Consider the following 16,541-nt stretch of genomic DNA (forward strand, 5'->3'; position numbering starts at 1 on the left):
TATATAAAAGTAGTTAGAAAGAAACAGATGCGCCGAACGTGATGTTACGGGCTATGGGATACACGTTATTGTCATTTCCCGATCCGGAAATTTCCGGATCAAGCCCCGTATAACGGGTTAATGTCAGTAGATTCTGCCCCGAAACGAAGAAGCGCACAGAAGACATCGCCGCCTTCTTGCTCCATGCGGCCGGTAAGGTGTAGCCCAATGTCACATTCTTCAGACGCAAGTATTTACCGTCTTCTATAAAACGATTTGAAACACGCCCGTTCTTATTCGGGTCACCGAATACAGCACGTGGCATACTGTTGCTTGTTCCTTCGCCACGCCAACGATCGAGAACGGTCGTCATCTGGTTCTGTGCTACGGACATGGCTTCCAAAGAGGCCCGGTTTGCGTTGTATATCTTGTTTCCCGCCGCCCCTTGCAGGAAGATTTCCAGATCGAAACCTTTCCAGGCAAATGAATTGTTCATTGAAAAAATCCATGTCGGAGTGGGACTGCCGAGATAAGTACGGTCTTTATCATTGATGATTCCGTCGTTATTCAAGTCCTTAAACTTAATATCACCGGCAGAAGTACGGTTGTAAGGGTCATTGCCTTGCGTCTGAATGGCGTAGCGGTCTACTTCCTCCTGTGTCTGGAAAATACCGTTCGTCACATAACCGTAAAAAGAACTGACCGGATGACCGACTGCATGAATATTATTATCGAAATACATCGGGACATCCCCATTCAAGCGGATAATTTCATTCTTGTTGTAAGAAGCATTGAGAGACGTATTCCATGAAAATTCACCCACCAGATTACGGGAACTGACAGAAACCTCAAATCCCTTATTCCGCATCTTACCCGCATTGATCTTAGGAACATTGATATCCGAATACCCGGTAGAGATAGGCACTACCATATCTACCAGCATATCGTTCGTATTCTTGATATAAGCATCCAGACTAAGATTGATCCGACCGTCAATCATTGTCAGGTCGGCACCGACATTATATTGCTCCACCTCTTCCCAGCGAACATTCGGGTTTGGCATTACCGACGGGGCAATGGCATTCACTTGCGTACCATTGAAGTTATACTGAATAGTCTGGATGGTGGAAGCATACGCATAATTACCCACACTCGCCTGATTACCGGTCAATCCATATCCCGCACGGAGTTTCACATCACTCAACCAGAAACTCTTTTTAAAGAAAGGTTCCTCAGAAAGCCTCCAGGCAAGAGATACGGACGGGAAATTAGACCACCGGTTCTTTTTGCTGAAACGGGAAGAACCGTCACGCCGGATCGTAGCTGTCAACAGGTATTTATTATCGTATGTATAATTGATACGCCCTAAATAAGAGAGCAATGCCCAGTCACTTCCATTTCCGTTCACAGTCGGTTCGAGCGTACCATTATCCAATTGCTGCGCAGTAGGACTGATGAATCCCATAATGGAACCGCCCAAATACTCATACGTGTTACTCTGTGCAGAAGAACCTACCATCACAGTCAGTTGATGTTTCTCTGCAAACGTCTTATTAAAAGTCAGAGTATTGTCCCACAATAAAGTAAGGCTTTTGTTATACTTCCGGGAAGCATACGATTCCGGTTGGGAAATCGGCTGCCAGTCATACTTGGGCGACCAGCCTTTATCATCCCAAAAGAGTGCCTGTACTCCAACAATAGTTTTGAAAGTCAGCCATTCCCACGGTTTTACTTCGGCGTAGATATTACCCAATATATTGAAACCTTTAGTAGCAGTAGAGTTGGTCATCATCTTGCCGATAGGATTAGCAATATCTCCTACATACATCGGAAGCCCTACAGGACCTGCCCAAGAACCATCATCATTCTTGATAGCCTGTGTAGGCAGTGCCAACATGGTATTTTTAATACTATACTCGCCCTTCTTTTTAATATCATGATTCAGCGAAAGTTTGTTTCCCATCTTTAACCAATTATTCATCTGCGTATCCATATTGAATTGCACCGTATAGCGCTCATATTGAGTGGTACGTACGATACCTTCCTGGTTGAAATAAGCCGCAGATACATAATAAGTCGTTTTATCATTCCCACCGGAATAGTTCAGTGAATAGTTCTGGATAGCGGCAGTCTGAAACAATTCATCTGTCCAGTTTGTTCCTCTGCCCAATGAAGTAGGATCTTCAAACAGAGGGTTCTGCGGTTGACCGTTAGCTGTCATCATTTCATTATGGAGGGAAGCAAATTGAGTAGCATCCAGCAAATCAAGTGTACGGATAGCCTTTTCGATACCGTAAGAAGCCTTAAAGTTAAAGTGAGCGGCGTCCGATTTCCCTTTCTTCGTGGTAATAATAATGACCCCGTAAGCTCCTCGCGAACCGTAAATAGCAGTAGCGGAAGCGTCTTTCAACACGTCTACCGTCTCCACATCATCCATATTAATCATATTCAAAGGAACATCCGTCGGCACCCCGTCGATGACAAGCAACGGATCACTATTGTTGATGGAACCGATACCACGTATCTTCATTGACACATTATCGCCCGGCGCACCACTGGAAATTACCTGAAGCCCGGTTGCACGTCCTTGTAAAGCTGCTCCCAAACTAGGAGAGGGTTGTTTCATCAGATCTTTGGAAGAAACGGAAGAGATAGCCCCAGTCAAGTCACTCTTCTTCATCGTACCATAACCGATGACAACGACTTCATCGAGCACCTCGGTATCTTCTTTCAAAGTAATAGTCAGGGACGTTTTGCCATTCACCGGAACTGTCTGAGTGGCATATCCGATAAAAGAAACGGTTAGCATACTTTTAGGGGACACTTTCAGGGAGAAGTTACCGTCTATATCGGTAATCGTACCGTTCGTCGTACTTTCTTCTACTACACTGGCACCGATCACCGGCTCACCCGCAGCATCCACTACATGTCCTTTTATGGAAATCTGTTGTGCGAATGCACTAAGAGATAGGAACAAGCCCCACATTATTAATAAGAGGCGGCGTTCAAAGCCTTTCGACTTCATACTCTGTTTCATGTACATTAATTTAAAGTTAATATTAGGGTTACTTTTGTTTTTATTCTCTGTGTCATTGCTGAAATGACTACGAAACAAAAGTATCTACATTTTATACTGTTCCTTAAAGCAGATAGCAAAAATATAGTGATTTGCATAGTAAACAACTATATAAATCACTAATAATTAGATTATTAAAAAATAGTATACTAACTAAAAAAGTAGTGGTTTTCTTACTCTTCCACCTTCCCTATTTTCATTACTTTAGCCTCAAATTCATCTCTTTCTCCCAAAGCTTTGTTACGGACACGGGTCCGGTAATTATAAATGGTAGTCACGGAATAACGGAGGAATTGCGCTATCTTGGTACTGTCCGTAATCCCCAGCCGGATAAGGGCAAAGATACGGAGTTCGGTGTTCAACAGTTCTCCCGGTTTGGGTTGCATGGGTTCGGTAAGCAGCGCATTAAATTCTTCCACAAAATTGGGGAAAAGTTGCAAGAAAGTCATGTCGAAGTTTGCATAAAACTCTTTCAGTTCTTCGTCAAGGAATTGGGAAGATTTAATGGCTTTATATAGTTCTTCCACTCTTCCGGCAGCAGCAATTTTATTCAGGGAACGACGGTATAAATCCATCTTGTCGAGATAAGTGGAGCATTGGTCCATATATCGGCCGATATATTCCTCCTTGATATAGTTGGCTTCCGAAAGCGTATGGTTCATCTCTTTCAGTTGCGAATTGGAGTCGTGAAGTTCTTCGTTCAGTTCTTGCAACAACGTATTGGTATCGACCACTTCGCGACGTGCGGCAGCAACCTTTTTCATCTGCTTGTAAACGAAGAAAATGGCAACCAACAAAAATACGGAAAGCAAACTGATACAAATCAATGATACTTTCATCTCCTGTTGCTGCCGTTTGGTTTTCAATTGGTAAGCCTGGTCAATGATAGGAAAGACTTGCGAGATTTCTAACGTACGAAGGCGGGCATTACAAAGAGTGGCATCCTCTAAGGAGCATTTCAGGTAATTGTAAGCACGGTCAATATCCCCTTCATCGTAGACAAGGGAAGCGAGTTTGCGCAAAGATACATATTCCTTTACTGCCGATTTCAGGTCGGCAATAGCCGAAAGGGCCAGGTAATGTTTTTGCCCCTGCTTGTCGCCTTTCAACCGGTAACCCTCGGAGAGAGTATAAGTAAGCATTGCTTTTGAATGGTCATCCAAAGAAGGCTTGTTGTAATATTCCATCAGCATACGGATGGCTTCATCGTATTGAGCATGTACGATGCACTTATCCGCCATCACCAATACGTGCCCCAGAGAGTCGGAAGCATTCACCTGCAAAAGAGAATCCCGATATAAATCCGTCATTCGATAATACTCTTTCTTGGCTTTCTCCGTAACGGCATAATCTCCCATCAATCCGTAAATAGTGCGATACAAGTGATAATAGTAACCATAGAGATAATCGGGCAGCGTTTTCTTATCAATCTGCCCCAATAGTTCCAACGCTTCTTTATACATTCCGGTAGTTCCCATCACTTCCGCCATATTCATGGCAGCATCATCCAGATAATCCAGTTTATCCATGCGATGCGCCAGTTCCTCTTTCCGTTGAGCATAGACAAAAGACGAATCCAGATTATAAGCCCGGTATTCATCGAAAAGACGTCCGCAAAAACCATATCGTTGTTCATCGGAAGTAGCCTCCGCCAACAATTTCTTCAGGTCAGCGATACGCGCCTCCTTTTCCACTCCATAAGTCCGACGGTTTTTAATGAGACCGTCAATCTCACGGAGTAACGCATCCGTACTCTTGTTATCTTTTGCACAAAGCAGGCCGGGGAAGGCGATTGCCAGAAGAATCAAAATTACTTTTTTCATAGTGCCGTATGTATTATAGTTGCAAAGATAAAAGTCTTTCAGAAACTTCCGGCTTTCAGGAGAAAATTATTGCAAGCGGGAAGAACAATCTTTATTAAAAAGAGAGAACAAAACAGATTTATTATAAACATTATTCGGCTAATGACATAAAAAAGTACGAAGGTTTATATTCATCACTCTGGTGCATCAACACTCCAACTTTCTTTCCCTTTCTTTGTTCTTTCTGCGGGAATATGCTACTTTTAATCTCATGAATATGAGAACTAAAGAAAGGAACAAATTATGGAAGAAGTCATATAGAAATTTATGACAAGCACCCATTAAACAACCGTTGTACAACTGTTATACTTCCATTATCCCATAACCATTTGTACATTAACGTGCCGATATTGTTAACTTCCTACGGCCGTGGTGACTTCTTCCCACAGTCGTGACGAGTTCCTACCACAGCCGTGGGAAGATCTTGTCACGGCCGTGACGCACTAAAGATACCGGTACTTTAGTGGAATTATACCGGCATCCTAACGTAACTATACCAGTATCCCAACATAAGTATACCAGCTACTCTCCCCATAAAGTCCCACTTGATTAATCTTAAAACAAGGCATTTGACAAGAAATCAAGGCTGACAATAAAAATGCATATCTTTTACTTTCAACCTATTATCAGCATCTATTGTCATGCAGTATAAAATTGGTATTCAACCACTTAAATATCATCCTGACAGATTGACAATAAAAAGAGCACAAATCGTTAAGTATTAGTTAAACAAAATAAGACGATTGTTCATTTCTACATCTTTGTAGACCAATTCAGTTTTATTCTTTTAATCCTTATACCATTTCGAGTTCCTTGTTGCATACCCCTAAGAGAAAAACTGTACAAATTGATTTAAATCAAAATCATCCGGTCTGAACTCACCTTGAAAGATTTTGTTTTACCTTTGCAGCCGAAATAAAAAAGCGGCAAAAAATAAAGGTAAAAAAGTAACAGGTATTAGGTAGGGTTTCGTATGAAGAAGAGTCTTATTGCATTGGCGTTCGGCACACTGGGATTGGGTATTGCCGAATTTGTAATGATGGGAATATTGCCCGATGTGGCAAAAGATCTAGGTATCAGTATCCCGACTGCGGGACATTTCATTTCGGCATACGCTTTGGGCGTATGTGTTGGCGCACCTGTATTGACATTGGCCCGTAAATACCCGTTGAAACACATTCTGTTAGTACTGGTTACCTTGATTATGATAGGTAATATCTGCGCGGCAATGGCCCCCAATTATTGGGTATTGCTAATTGCCCGTTTCATCTCCGGGCTTCCTCATGGTGCCTATTTCGGAGTAGGTTCTATCGTTGCGGAAAGACTGGCCGATAAAGGAAAAGGTTCGGAAGCCGTTTCGATCATGATTGCCGGAATGACCATTGCCAATCTTTTCGGTGTACCCTTGGGAACTTCTCTAAGTACCATGCTCTCCTGGCGTGTCACTTTCCTGTTGGTAGGAATCTGGGGAATCGTTATCCTATATTATATCTGGCGCTGGGTTCCCCACGTAGAAGGACTGGAAGATACAGGTTTCAAAGGACAATTCCGTTTCCTTAAAACTCCGGCTCCGTGGCTGATTCTTGGCGCTACGGCACTAGGTAATGGCGGTGTATTCTGCTGGTATAGCTACATCAATCCGATGCTTACCAATGTGTCCGGCTTCTCCGCTGAAAGCATTACGCCCTTAATGATCCTTGCTGGCTTCGGTATGGTGATGGGAAACCTGATTAGCGGACGTCTCTCCGACCGTTACACCCCCGGAAAAGTAGGGACTGCCGCACAAGCACTTATCTGTATTATGTTATTGCTCATCTTCTTCCTTTCTCCCTATAAATGGGCAGCAGCCCTGTTGATGTGCCTTTGTACGGCAGGATTGTTCGCAGTATCCAGTCCGGAGCAGATATTAATTATCCGCGTATCAAAAGGAGGAGAAATGCTGGGAGCAGCCTGCGTACAGGTTGCCTTCAATCTGGGAAATGCCATTGGCGCATACGCAGGCGGACTCGCAGTCAACGAAGGATACCGCTACCCTGCCCTGACAGGCGTACCGTTTGCACTGATCGGATTTACTTTGTTCTTGATTTTTTATAAGAAATACCAGGCAAAATACTAAAAAACACTATCAACCTGATACACCCTTTCCTCTTATATTCAAGAAGAAAATAGACTTCATATTACAATTATCGCATATATAATGTTTATATTTGCCCGGAATAGACATTGCATCCTTTTTCCGCTATGAAAACAAAAAACATTTTATATGCCATCATCGGGCTGCTCCTGTCGACCTTTTGGACAGAGAGTACCGCCCAAAAAACTTATTACTATTTCCGTACGCTGGACATCAAGGACGGGCTTTCGCATAACACTGTGAATACCATCCTGCAAGACCGGCAAGGCTTTATGTGGTTTGGCACAAAAGACGGCTTGAACCTATATGACGGCCTTGTATTCCGCACCTTCCAAAAAGAAAACTCTTCATTAGGCAACAACTTCATCACCGCCCTGCACGAAGATGCCGAAGGAAATATTTGGGTAGGGACTGATGCGGGCGTCTACATCTACAATCCCCGGTTAGAAAAATTCACCTCGTTCGATATTCCTATTGAAGATACAGGCAGGACTATCAACCGCACCATAACATGGATAGACTCCGACCCTCAGAAAAACGTATGGATTGCGTCCGATTCCCAAGGACTCTTCCATTACGACAAAAAGCGGAATAGCCTGAAAGAGCATTCGGCGAAAATAGGCAATGGAGCACTCAATATCACCCGCTTCTGGTTCGAGGACAACGAACTATGGGTAAGCCGCTATGAAGACAACCTGTATCATTCGGGAGACGCTGCCCACTTTACCACTTTCCGGGATGCCGAAGGAGAAGAGCCATTCAAAGGAACTGTCATCAATACTTGTGTCAAAGGGTTGCACAACTGTATTTACATAGGTTCATCCAACGGACTGGCGGAAATCAACCTGACCACCCGCAAAGTACGCCGCCTGTTAAACGACTACGTACGCAACATCTGCCTGCGTTCGGACACGGAGCTATGGGTAGGTACGGAACAAGGCATCTACATCTACAACCTGGAAACCGACAAATATATCCATCTCACCACCTCAGAGTCCGACGACCGCTACGCATTATCCGACAACGCCATCTATACCATCTTCAAAGACCGTGAAGGCGGGATGTGGATAGGCTCATACTTCGGGGGCGTCAACTATTATCCTCACCAATATACTTACTTCGAGAAGTATTATCCTCGGGACGACATGCGATACCTGGGACACCGCATACGTGAATTCTGCGGAAGCAATGACGGTACGATATGGTTCGGCACAGAAGACAAGGGACTTTTCCATTTCAATCCCGCCGACGGTACGGTCACGCCTTTCCGCCACCCTGCCCTATACCACAACATCCACGGATTATGCATCGACGGCGACTACCTGTGGGTAGGTACTTTTTCCGGCGGGCTGAACCGCATCCATCTCCGCACCCGGGAAGTGAGGCACTACGAAAAGGGCGAGGCGTCCAATACCCTCAACGCCGACAACATATTCTCAATCTATAAAAGCAGCACCGGCGAACTATGGATAGGTACGACTTCGGGGCTGTTGCGTTACAACCGAAAGACAGACGACTTCACACGCATCCCCGAAATGAACAAAATATTCGTGTACAATATACTGGAAGACTGCCACGGCAAATTGTGGCTGGCTACCTATTCCGACGGTGTGTTCTGCTACGACCTGCCACAAGACAAATGGAAACAATATACCCGAAACCCCGATAACCCGAACTCTTTACCCTATAACAAGGTAATAAGCATCTTCGAGGACAGCCGCAAGCAGCTTTGGTTCATGACACAAGGAGCGGGATTCTGCCGCTTCCGCCCCGAAACGGACGATTTCATCCGCTACGATATGTCGCAAGGCTTCCCCGGAAACACCGTATATAAAATGTTGGAAGACAACAACGGACTGTTGTGGCTCACTACCAACAAAGGGCTGGTATCCTTCCATGCCGAAACAGGCACTAAGCATCTGTACACTACTGCCAACGGTCTATTGAGCAACCAGTTCAATTACCAGTCGGGATACAAAGACAAGACAGGAACTATCTACCTGGGTAGCGTCAACGGGTTTATCTCTTTCAATCCTGCCACATTCACTGTGAACAAACAGATTTCACCGTTGGTACTGACCGACTTCCACCAATTCAACAAACGCCTGCCAATAGGCGAAGCATCTTCTCCCCTGTCGGAAAGCATCACCCTCTCGGAATCCATCGAACTGAACGCTGACCAAAACACTTTTTCCTTACGGGCAGCAGTGCTGAACTACCAGGCTCCTTTATCGAACACCATACTCTACAAACTCGAAGGCTTTGATAAAGAATGGTACTCCACCAACGGGCTCAATACCCGCATCAGTTACTCCAACCTGCCTTCCGGTCATTACACGCTGCGAGTGCGCGGAGCCAACAGCGACGGTGTCTGGAACCCACAGGAACGATTATTGAAAATACGCGTCCATCCACCCTTCTACCTGTCATGGATGGCATACGTCATCTACTTCATTCTGTTGGCAACCGTTGTCACATATATAATCTGTTATTTCCGCAAACGCAACCTGCGCAAGCACCGGCAAGCCATGGAAATATTGGAATACGAGAAAGAGCGCGAACTCTACACGTCCAAGATTAACTTCTTCACCAACGTAGCCCATGAGATACGCACACCGCTGACACTTATCAAAAGCCCATTGGAACACGTCTTGGTTTCCGACCATGTGAACGATGCCATCAAAGAGGATTTGGAAATTATGGATTTGAACACCAACCGGCTGCTTGACCTCGTAAACCAACTGCTCGATTTCCGAAAGACCGAAACCAAGGGTTTCCACCTCAACTTTATGGCATACAACCTTTCCGAAATCCTGCAGAAAACCTATAAACGCTTCATTCCGCTGGCACGAGAGAAAGGATTCGAATTCACCATAAACGTCCCCGACAACCTGTATGCAGCCATCGACAAGGAAGGATTTACAAAGATAGTCAGCAACCTCTTCACTAACGCCATCAAATACGGCAAAAGTCGTATCCACGTCGAAATGAAGCAGAACGAGGAGAACGAAACCTTACAACTTTCCGTCACGAACGACGGTGAGATTGTCCCGCTTACCATGCGCGAGGAAATATTCAAGCCCTTTATACAATATAAGGGAAACAGTTCCTACCAAGTGCCGGGAACCGGCATCGGACTGGCTTTGGCACGCTCGCTTGCCGAACTGCACGGCGGAAAGCTCACCATGGACGATGCAGCGGACTGTAACCACTTTATCCTGACGCTTCCCTTGCACCAGGCACAAACCGTCCATCTGCTGCCCACCGAACCGGAAAAAGCTGAAAGAGAAGAGGTGATCGTTTCCAGCGAACCGGGTAATCCTGCCACTTCCACACAATTCCGCTATACCCTATTAGTAGTGGAAGACAATGCGGAAATGAACAAATTTCTCGTCAGGCAACTGTCCGAATCCTATAAAGTGCTGACCGCCGCCAATGGCGTGGAAGCTTTGAAAATATTGCAGGAATCTATCATCAATCTGATTATATCCGATGTGATGATGCCCGAAATGGACGGCTTGGAACTCTGCGATACCGTAAAGACAGAACTGGACTACAGCCATATTCCCATCATCCTGCTTACCGCCAAGACCACTTTGCAATCCAGGATAGACGGACTGAAAGCCGGTGCAGACGCCTACATAGAGAAACCTTTCTCGATGGAGTACCTGAAAGTGAGCATCTCCAGCCTACTCAAAAACCGGGAGCAACTGCAGGCTACGTTCATGCACTCTCCTTTCACCCCCACCAACAACATGGTCATCAGCAAAGCCGATGAAGAATTTTTGAAGAAACTGAACAACCTTATCCAGACCAATATGCAGAATCCCGAATTCAGCCTGATAGACATGGCAGACCGGTTGTGTATGAGCCGCTCCAGCCTGAACCGCAAAATCAAGGGGCTTCTCGACCTGACGCCCAACGACTATCTCCGCATCGAGCGTCTGAAAAAAGCTGCCCAACTATTGAAAGAAGGAAGTTGCAAAATTAATGAAGTGTGTTACATGGTAGGCTTCAATACTCCGTCCTATTTTGCGAAATGTTTCCAGAAACAATTCGGGGTACTGCCCAAAGAATTCATCACGACATAACCCGCCCTGCAACAAAAGAACCACAAAATAGAACAATTCTTCCATCTTGCCCCGGGAACGGGGTTTTTGAGCGTTTTGTTCCATACTTTGCTCGTATTGTTGTTGCCTGCAATGCCTATTTGCCATAGATTTGCAGTGCTAGAACAAATTTGTCAAAGCCAATAATGTTAAATTATAACTTTAAATCTTATGAAAGGTAGAGCAAAATCTTTTATTAGTTCACTCTTCTGTTTCGGTCTGGGCATTATCCCCGTCATGGCTGATGCCGGTGCAAACCATACCGGCAACACTCTTCAGGTGACGCAGCAGGCGAAACGTTCACTTTCGGGAACAGTTACGGACGCCGCCACCGGAGAGCCCCTTATCGGAGTAAGCATCCTGGTGAAAGGAACCCAGGGCGGAACTATCACCGATACCAACGGTAACTTCTCATTGCCTGTAAACAATGGCGATATACTCGAAGTCTCCTATATAGGCTATAAGAAAGAAAGCATCGTCGTCAAAGGGCAGCAGACGCTGAACATCGCTATGCAGACCGACAGCGAAATATTGGAAGAAGTAGTCGTCGTGGGCTACGGTTCGCAGAAAAAGGTGAACCTCACCGGTTCCGTTGCCACGGTAGACTTCAACGACAAGACTTTATCACGCCCTGTAACTACCGTTTCATCGGCTTTATCGGGTATGGCGGCAGGTTTGAACGTGATGCAGACCACCAGCAAACCGAACTCCGAGAGCTCCAGTGTCCTGATACGCGGTAACGGAACTTTGAACGATTCCAGTCCTCTGATACTGGTAGACGGGATGGAAATGCCTCTCAACGAAATCAACCCGAACGACATCGCCACTATTTCCGTCCTCAAAGATGCCGCCTCTTGTGCCATCTACGGTAACCGTGGTGCGAACGGTGTTATTCTGGTAACGACCAAACGCGGAAGCGACGGCAAAATCAACGTCACCTACTCCGGCAAGTTCTCTTACAACACCCCTGCCAACCTCATCCACATGGTTGCCAACTACGCTAACTATATGGAACTGATGAACGAGGCATCCATCAACTCGGGACAAACACAGATTTTCAACGGAAGTACTATCAAAAAATGGCGGGAAGCAGACAAAAATCCCAACGGGCTGTCCGAATCCGGTTATCCCAACTACGTAGCTTACCCCAACACCGACTGGTATGACGAAGTGTACAACCCGAAACTGATGCAGGAACACTCCATTACCGTCTCCGGTGCCGAAAAGCGCACAACGTACAGCCTCAGTGCCACTTTTCTAAACAATCCGGGACTGGTGGAGAACGCCGGCATGAAGAAATATTATGTGCGCAGCGACATCGAATCTCGCATCACCGACTTCCTCACTGTAGGTATGCGTGCATGGGGTTACCATACCGACCAGGAACGTAACGACGTAGACAACTTGAACGGCTTGCAGATGCAAAAAAGCATACCGGGTATTTATCCCCGCTATGACGGCAAATACGGTGTACCCGAAGCAACGGAAGAAGACCCATCCGCCAGCAACCCCGTATACTTCATCAACAACGCGGAAGGCTACTACAAACAGACGAAGTTCTTCGTCAACCCGTATGTAAAGGTCAATTTCCTGAAACACTTCACCGCAAGTTACAATTTCTACTACGACCACTTCAGAAACGAGCATAAATGGAACAGTTCCGACTATCGCGAACAGTTCAGTTTCCAAGCGGGAGAAGTAAAAAACGCTCCGCCCACTTCCGACGCCCTGCAAGAATATCACGTAGCGTTATGGTACGACGGCGACCAAAGCTGGAAAAGCTCCACCGTACTCAACTACTCGCAAATGTTCGGCAAGAAACACGATGTAAGCGCCATGATAGGTTATGAAGAGTACCGCAAATGGCGTTCCACCACCGACATTGATAAGAAAGGCATGGTAGACACCAGCCTTACGGATTTCGACGCCCTGACCGACCCGAGATATATCAAAGGTTCCACCACGGAATTCGCTTCACGTTCCGTATTCGGACGCGCCACCTACGCTTATGACTCACGCTACCTGTTGGAAGCTAATATGCGTTACGATGGTTCTTCACGCTTCGCCCCCGAAAGCCGTTGGGGATTATTCCCCTCGTTCTCTGCCGGCTGGCGTCTCTCCGAGGAACGTTTCGTCAAGAAACTCGGCTGGTTCGACAACTTGAAATTACGTGCCTCATGGGGACAGCTAGGCAACAACTCCATCGGCAACTACGAATGGCAGGCGGTTTATGCCGCCACACAATATGTCTTCGGCAATAAGAAAGTATCCGGACTGGGCATGTCTTCTTTCTCCAACTACGACTTGGAATGGGAAACGACCTCAATCACCGACTTCGGACTCGATTTCAGCGTACTGAACAGTCGTCTGACCGGTACAATCGACTACTATAACAAAGTGACAGACGGTATTCTCTACAATCCTACGCTTTCACCTACGTTGAGCTACTTCGGCTCTCCCCGCCAGAATATCGCCGAAGTCACCAACCGGGGATTCGAGGTTACCTTAGGCTGGCAAGACCACATCAAGGACTTCACTTACGGTGTGTCCGCCAACTTCTCGTTCAACAAAAACGAAGTCAGCAAATATAAAGGAAAATTGGTACGTGAATGGAAACAGGACGCTAACGGCAAATGGACGTACCACACCAACTTGGGTGAAGTCTCCACCGGTGGCAATGAACGTATCGTGGAAGGGCATATGATAAACGAATACTACGTGCTGAATCTCTACAAAGGTACGGGAAATTCCTTCAACACAGACGGTACGGTCAACCCTGTCGGCGGCCCCACCGATGGCATGATACGCACCGAAGAAGACATGAAATGGCTGAAAGCCATGATGACCGCCGGCTACCAATTCTACCCCAAACAAGGAGTAGGCAAAGATAAAATCTGGTATGGCGACATCATCTACGATGACCTCGACGGTGACGGCGTGTATGGTGACGATGACGACCGTGCTTTCCAGGGATACTCCAGAACACCGAAATATTACTTCGGTCTCCAGATGAACGCAGCATGGAAAGGATTCGACCTCTCCATGAACTGGAGCGGTGCCGCCGGATTTAAAATCAACTGGTACGAGAAAGCACAGAACAGTTCGATTGTCACCTACGGATACGGCATCGGCAGGGAAGTGGCTTACGACCACTACTTCTACGACCCGGAGAATCCGGATGACCCCCGCACCAACCTCACGTCGAAAACGCCCCGTCTAACTACCGACCAGGCCGGACAAGTGAGCACGGCAAGCGCCTGGCATCTGCACAACGGCAATTACCTGAAACTGAAGAACCTGACCATCGGCTACACCTTCCCAAAGACGTGGGTAAAGAAAGCTTATATGCAGAATGTCCGCCTCTATGCTTCCGGTGAAAACCTGTTCACCATCACCAAGTTCAAGGGTATGGAACCCTGAGATGATGTGCGGCGTGGGATATGCCCCGATGCGCCAATACGCTTTCGGTATTAATGTTACATTCTAAAAGAAGACTCAGATGAAAAAGATGATAATAAAAAATATGATGGCGGCAGCCTCGGTTGCACTCGTTATGGGCGGTTCGCTGACTGCATGTGTAGACTTGGATCTCTCCCCGAATAATGCTCCGTCCGAAGGGAATGTATGGAACAGCGCCAGCATGGCGGAACAGACCATTGCCGGGGTTTACAACCGCCTCTACGAAGATTACACCGCCGACCCCAACAAAGGATGGTTCGATATGTGGTCGAGCATCATGGACATCGACGCCAACTGGACGGCAGGCTACCACTTCCTGCATGCCAACAATACACCTACTAGTGACTTCGGTAGCGAACGCTGGTGGAAAAACTACTACTCCGGCATCTTGCGCGCCAACGATGTAATAACCAACCTGCCCACCGTAGCAGGTATCAGCGAGGCCAAAAAGTCACGTTACGTATCCGAATGCAAGTTTCTGCGCTCCTGGTGGTATTACCGCCTTAATATCCTCTACGGCGGGGTGCCCTACTACACCGAACCGGTAAAGAGTATCGACGGCGCCAAGAAAGCACGTTCCACACAAGATGAAATCTGGGATTACCTGATTCAAGACCTGACTTCCTGTATTGACGACCCCAACCTGCCGAACAAATACGGAGCCGACAGCGAAGACTACGGACACGTCACCAAAGGAGCAGCCTATGCTCTGAGAGGTAAAGTCTATATGTGGAAGAAGGAGTGGAAAAAAGCTGCCGACGATTTCGAGGAAGTAAGCAAATGCGGCTACAAGCTATATACAAACGGATCCGATGCCTACAAACAACTGTTCAAGGCTGCCAACGAGCGTTGCGACGAAATGATATTCTCCTTGCAGTGCATCAACGAAGAAGGATTCGGCGGCATCAAGAACCGTGGTTATGGCAACCGTTGCCTTCCCCCCGACAATGAAGGAAAAGGTCTGGGATGGAACAATTACGTCATCAACCCGCAGTTCGTAGACTCTTACGAGAACAAGGACGGAAGCCCGTTCAACTGGGACGACATTATCCCCGGTTACAGCGCCATGAGCACGAACGCCCGCCAAGTCTACTTCCTGCGCAACGAAATCAATGCTACCGAGCGTGCCAATGCCGAAGCGTCGGGAGCCGACATGACCCAATACAAGAATTCCGGCAATGAAGAGCGGATTAAAGCCGCTTATGCCAACCGCGACCCTCGCCTCGGATTCTCCGTCATCACTCCTTATTCTACCTTTATAGGTGGCATCGAAGGAGAGGCACTGCCCTACGTCATGCGTTTTCCCTACCGTTCGAGAGGAAGAGGTACGCAGGATATCGAAACGGACACAAACTCCAAGATGTACTACCTGAACCGCAAATTCGTGGGTGAAGGCACAGAAACAATGACCTACTATTCCGAGATAGACCTCCCCTTCATCCGCTACGCGGACGTATTGCTGAATTGGGCGGAAGCCTTGAACGAACTCAATGATATCGGCGGAGCCGTCAGCAAAGTGAACGATGTGCGCAACCGTGCCGGAGTAGCTCCCTTGAACTCCAACGCCTACACCACCGTCAACGGTAAAGAAGATATGCACCGCCGCATCATGAACGAACGCCATTGGGAACTGGTAGGCGAAGATGTTATCTATTTCGACGAAATACGCTGGGGCACCTGGAAGGACTTGAAGTTCTACACTGACAAGGAAGGACGTATGAACGGCATGCGCCAGGTTTGGGGAAGCCCGACTTACTCCTACACCTGGGGCGGCAACAACTACTGGACATTGCCCATTCCTGCCCGCGAAATACAGATGAATCCCAATATGGAACAGAACGAAGGCTGGAAATAACAAGAGAAAGAAACTGAAACGTTTTAATCGAAATTATGAGTAAAACAATCATTTACCCTTTAAAAAG

Annotated in this window: 6 protein-coding genes; 4 read left to right on the forward strand and 2 right to left on the reverse strand. The window is 46.7% G+C overall.

Annotated elements, in window-relative coordinates:
* Positions 1–13 precede the first annotated feature (13 nt).
* Positions 14–3,016 carry a SusC/RagA family TonB-linked outer membrane protein gene (locus BACFIN_RS01855; RefSeq protein WP_149923731.1) on the reverse strand — a complete coding sequence of 1,001 codons (3,003 nt, stop codon included), beginning with the start codon at positions 3,014–3,016 and terminating at the stop codon, positions 14–16.
* 212 nt (positions 3,017–3,228) lie between these two features.
* The gene (locus BACFIN_RS01850; RefSeq protein ID WP_007757645.1) at positions 3,229–4,878 is read right to left on the reverse strand and encodes a DUF6377 domain-containing protein; all 1,650 of its coding nucleotides are present in this window, start codon (positions 4,876–4,878) and stop codon (positions 3,229–3,231) included.
* Positions 4,879–5,890: 1,012 nt separating this feature from the next.
* Between BACFIN_RS01850 and araJ the strand changes: the two genes are divergently transcribed.
* From araJ to BACFIN_RS01830, 4 genes are all read left to right on the forward strand, one after another.
* On the forward strand, positions 5,891–7,033 hold the full coding sequence (araJ, locus tag BACFIN_RS01845; RefSeq protein ID WP_007757655.1) for an MFS transporter AraJ: 1,143 nt from the start codon (positions 5,891–5,893) through the stop codon (positions 7,031–7,033).
* Positions 7,034–7,158: 125 nt separating this feature from the next.
* Positions 7,159–11,142, forward strand: coding sequence for a hybrid sensor histidine kinase/response regulator transcription factor (locus tag BACFIN_RS01840; RefSeq protein ID WP_007757657.1), 3,984 nt, complete (start codon positions 7,159–7,161; stop codon positions 11,140–11,142).
* A 189-nt stretch (positions 11,143–11,331) separates the two neighbouring features.
* Positions 11,332–14,580, forward strand: a complete 3,249-nt coding sequence (locus tag BACFIN_RS21055; RefSeq protein WP_007757659.1) for a SusC/RagA family TonB-linked outer membrane protein — start codon at positions 11,332–11,334, stop codon at positions 14,578–14,580.
* A 79-nt stretch (positions 14,581–14,659) separates the two neighbouring features.
* On the forward strand, positions 14,660–16,474 hold the full coding sequence (locus BACFIN_RS01830; RefSeq protein WP_007757660.1) for a RagB/SusD family nutrient uptake outer membrane protein: 1,815 nt from the start codon (positions 14,660–14,662) through the stop codon (positions 16,472–16,474).
* The last annotated feature ends 67 nt before the right edge of the window (positions 16,475–16,541 follow it).

Origin of the sequence: Bacteroides finegoldii DSM 17565 (assembly GCF_000156195.1) — a bacterium.
In the GTDB taxonomy this organism is placed as follows: Bacteria; Bacteroidota; Bacteroidia; order Bacteroidales; family Bacteroidaceae; genus Bacteroides; species Bacteroides finegoldii.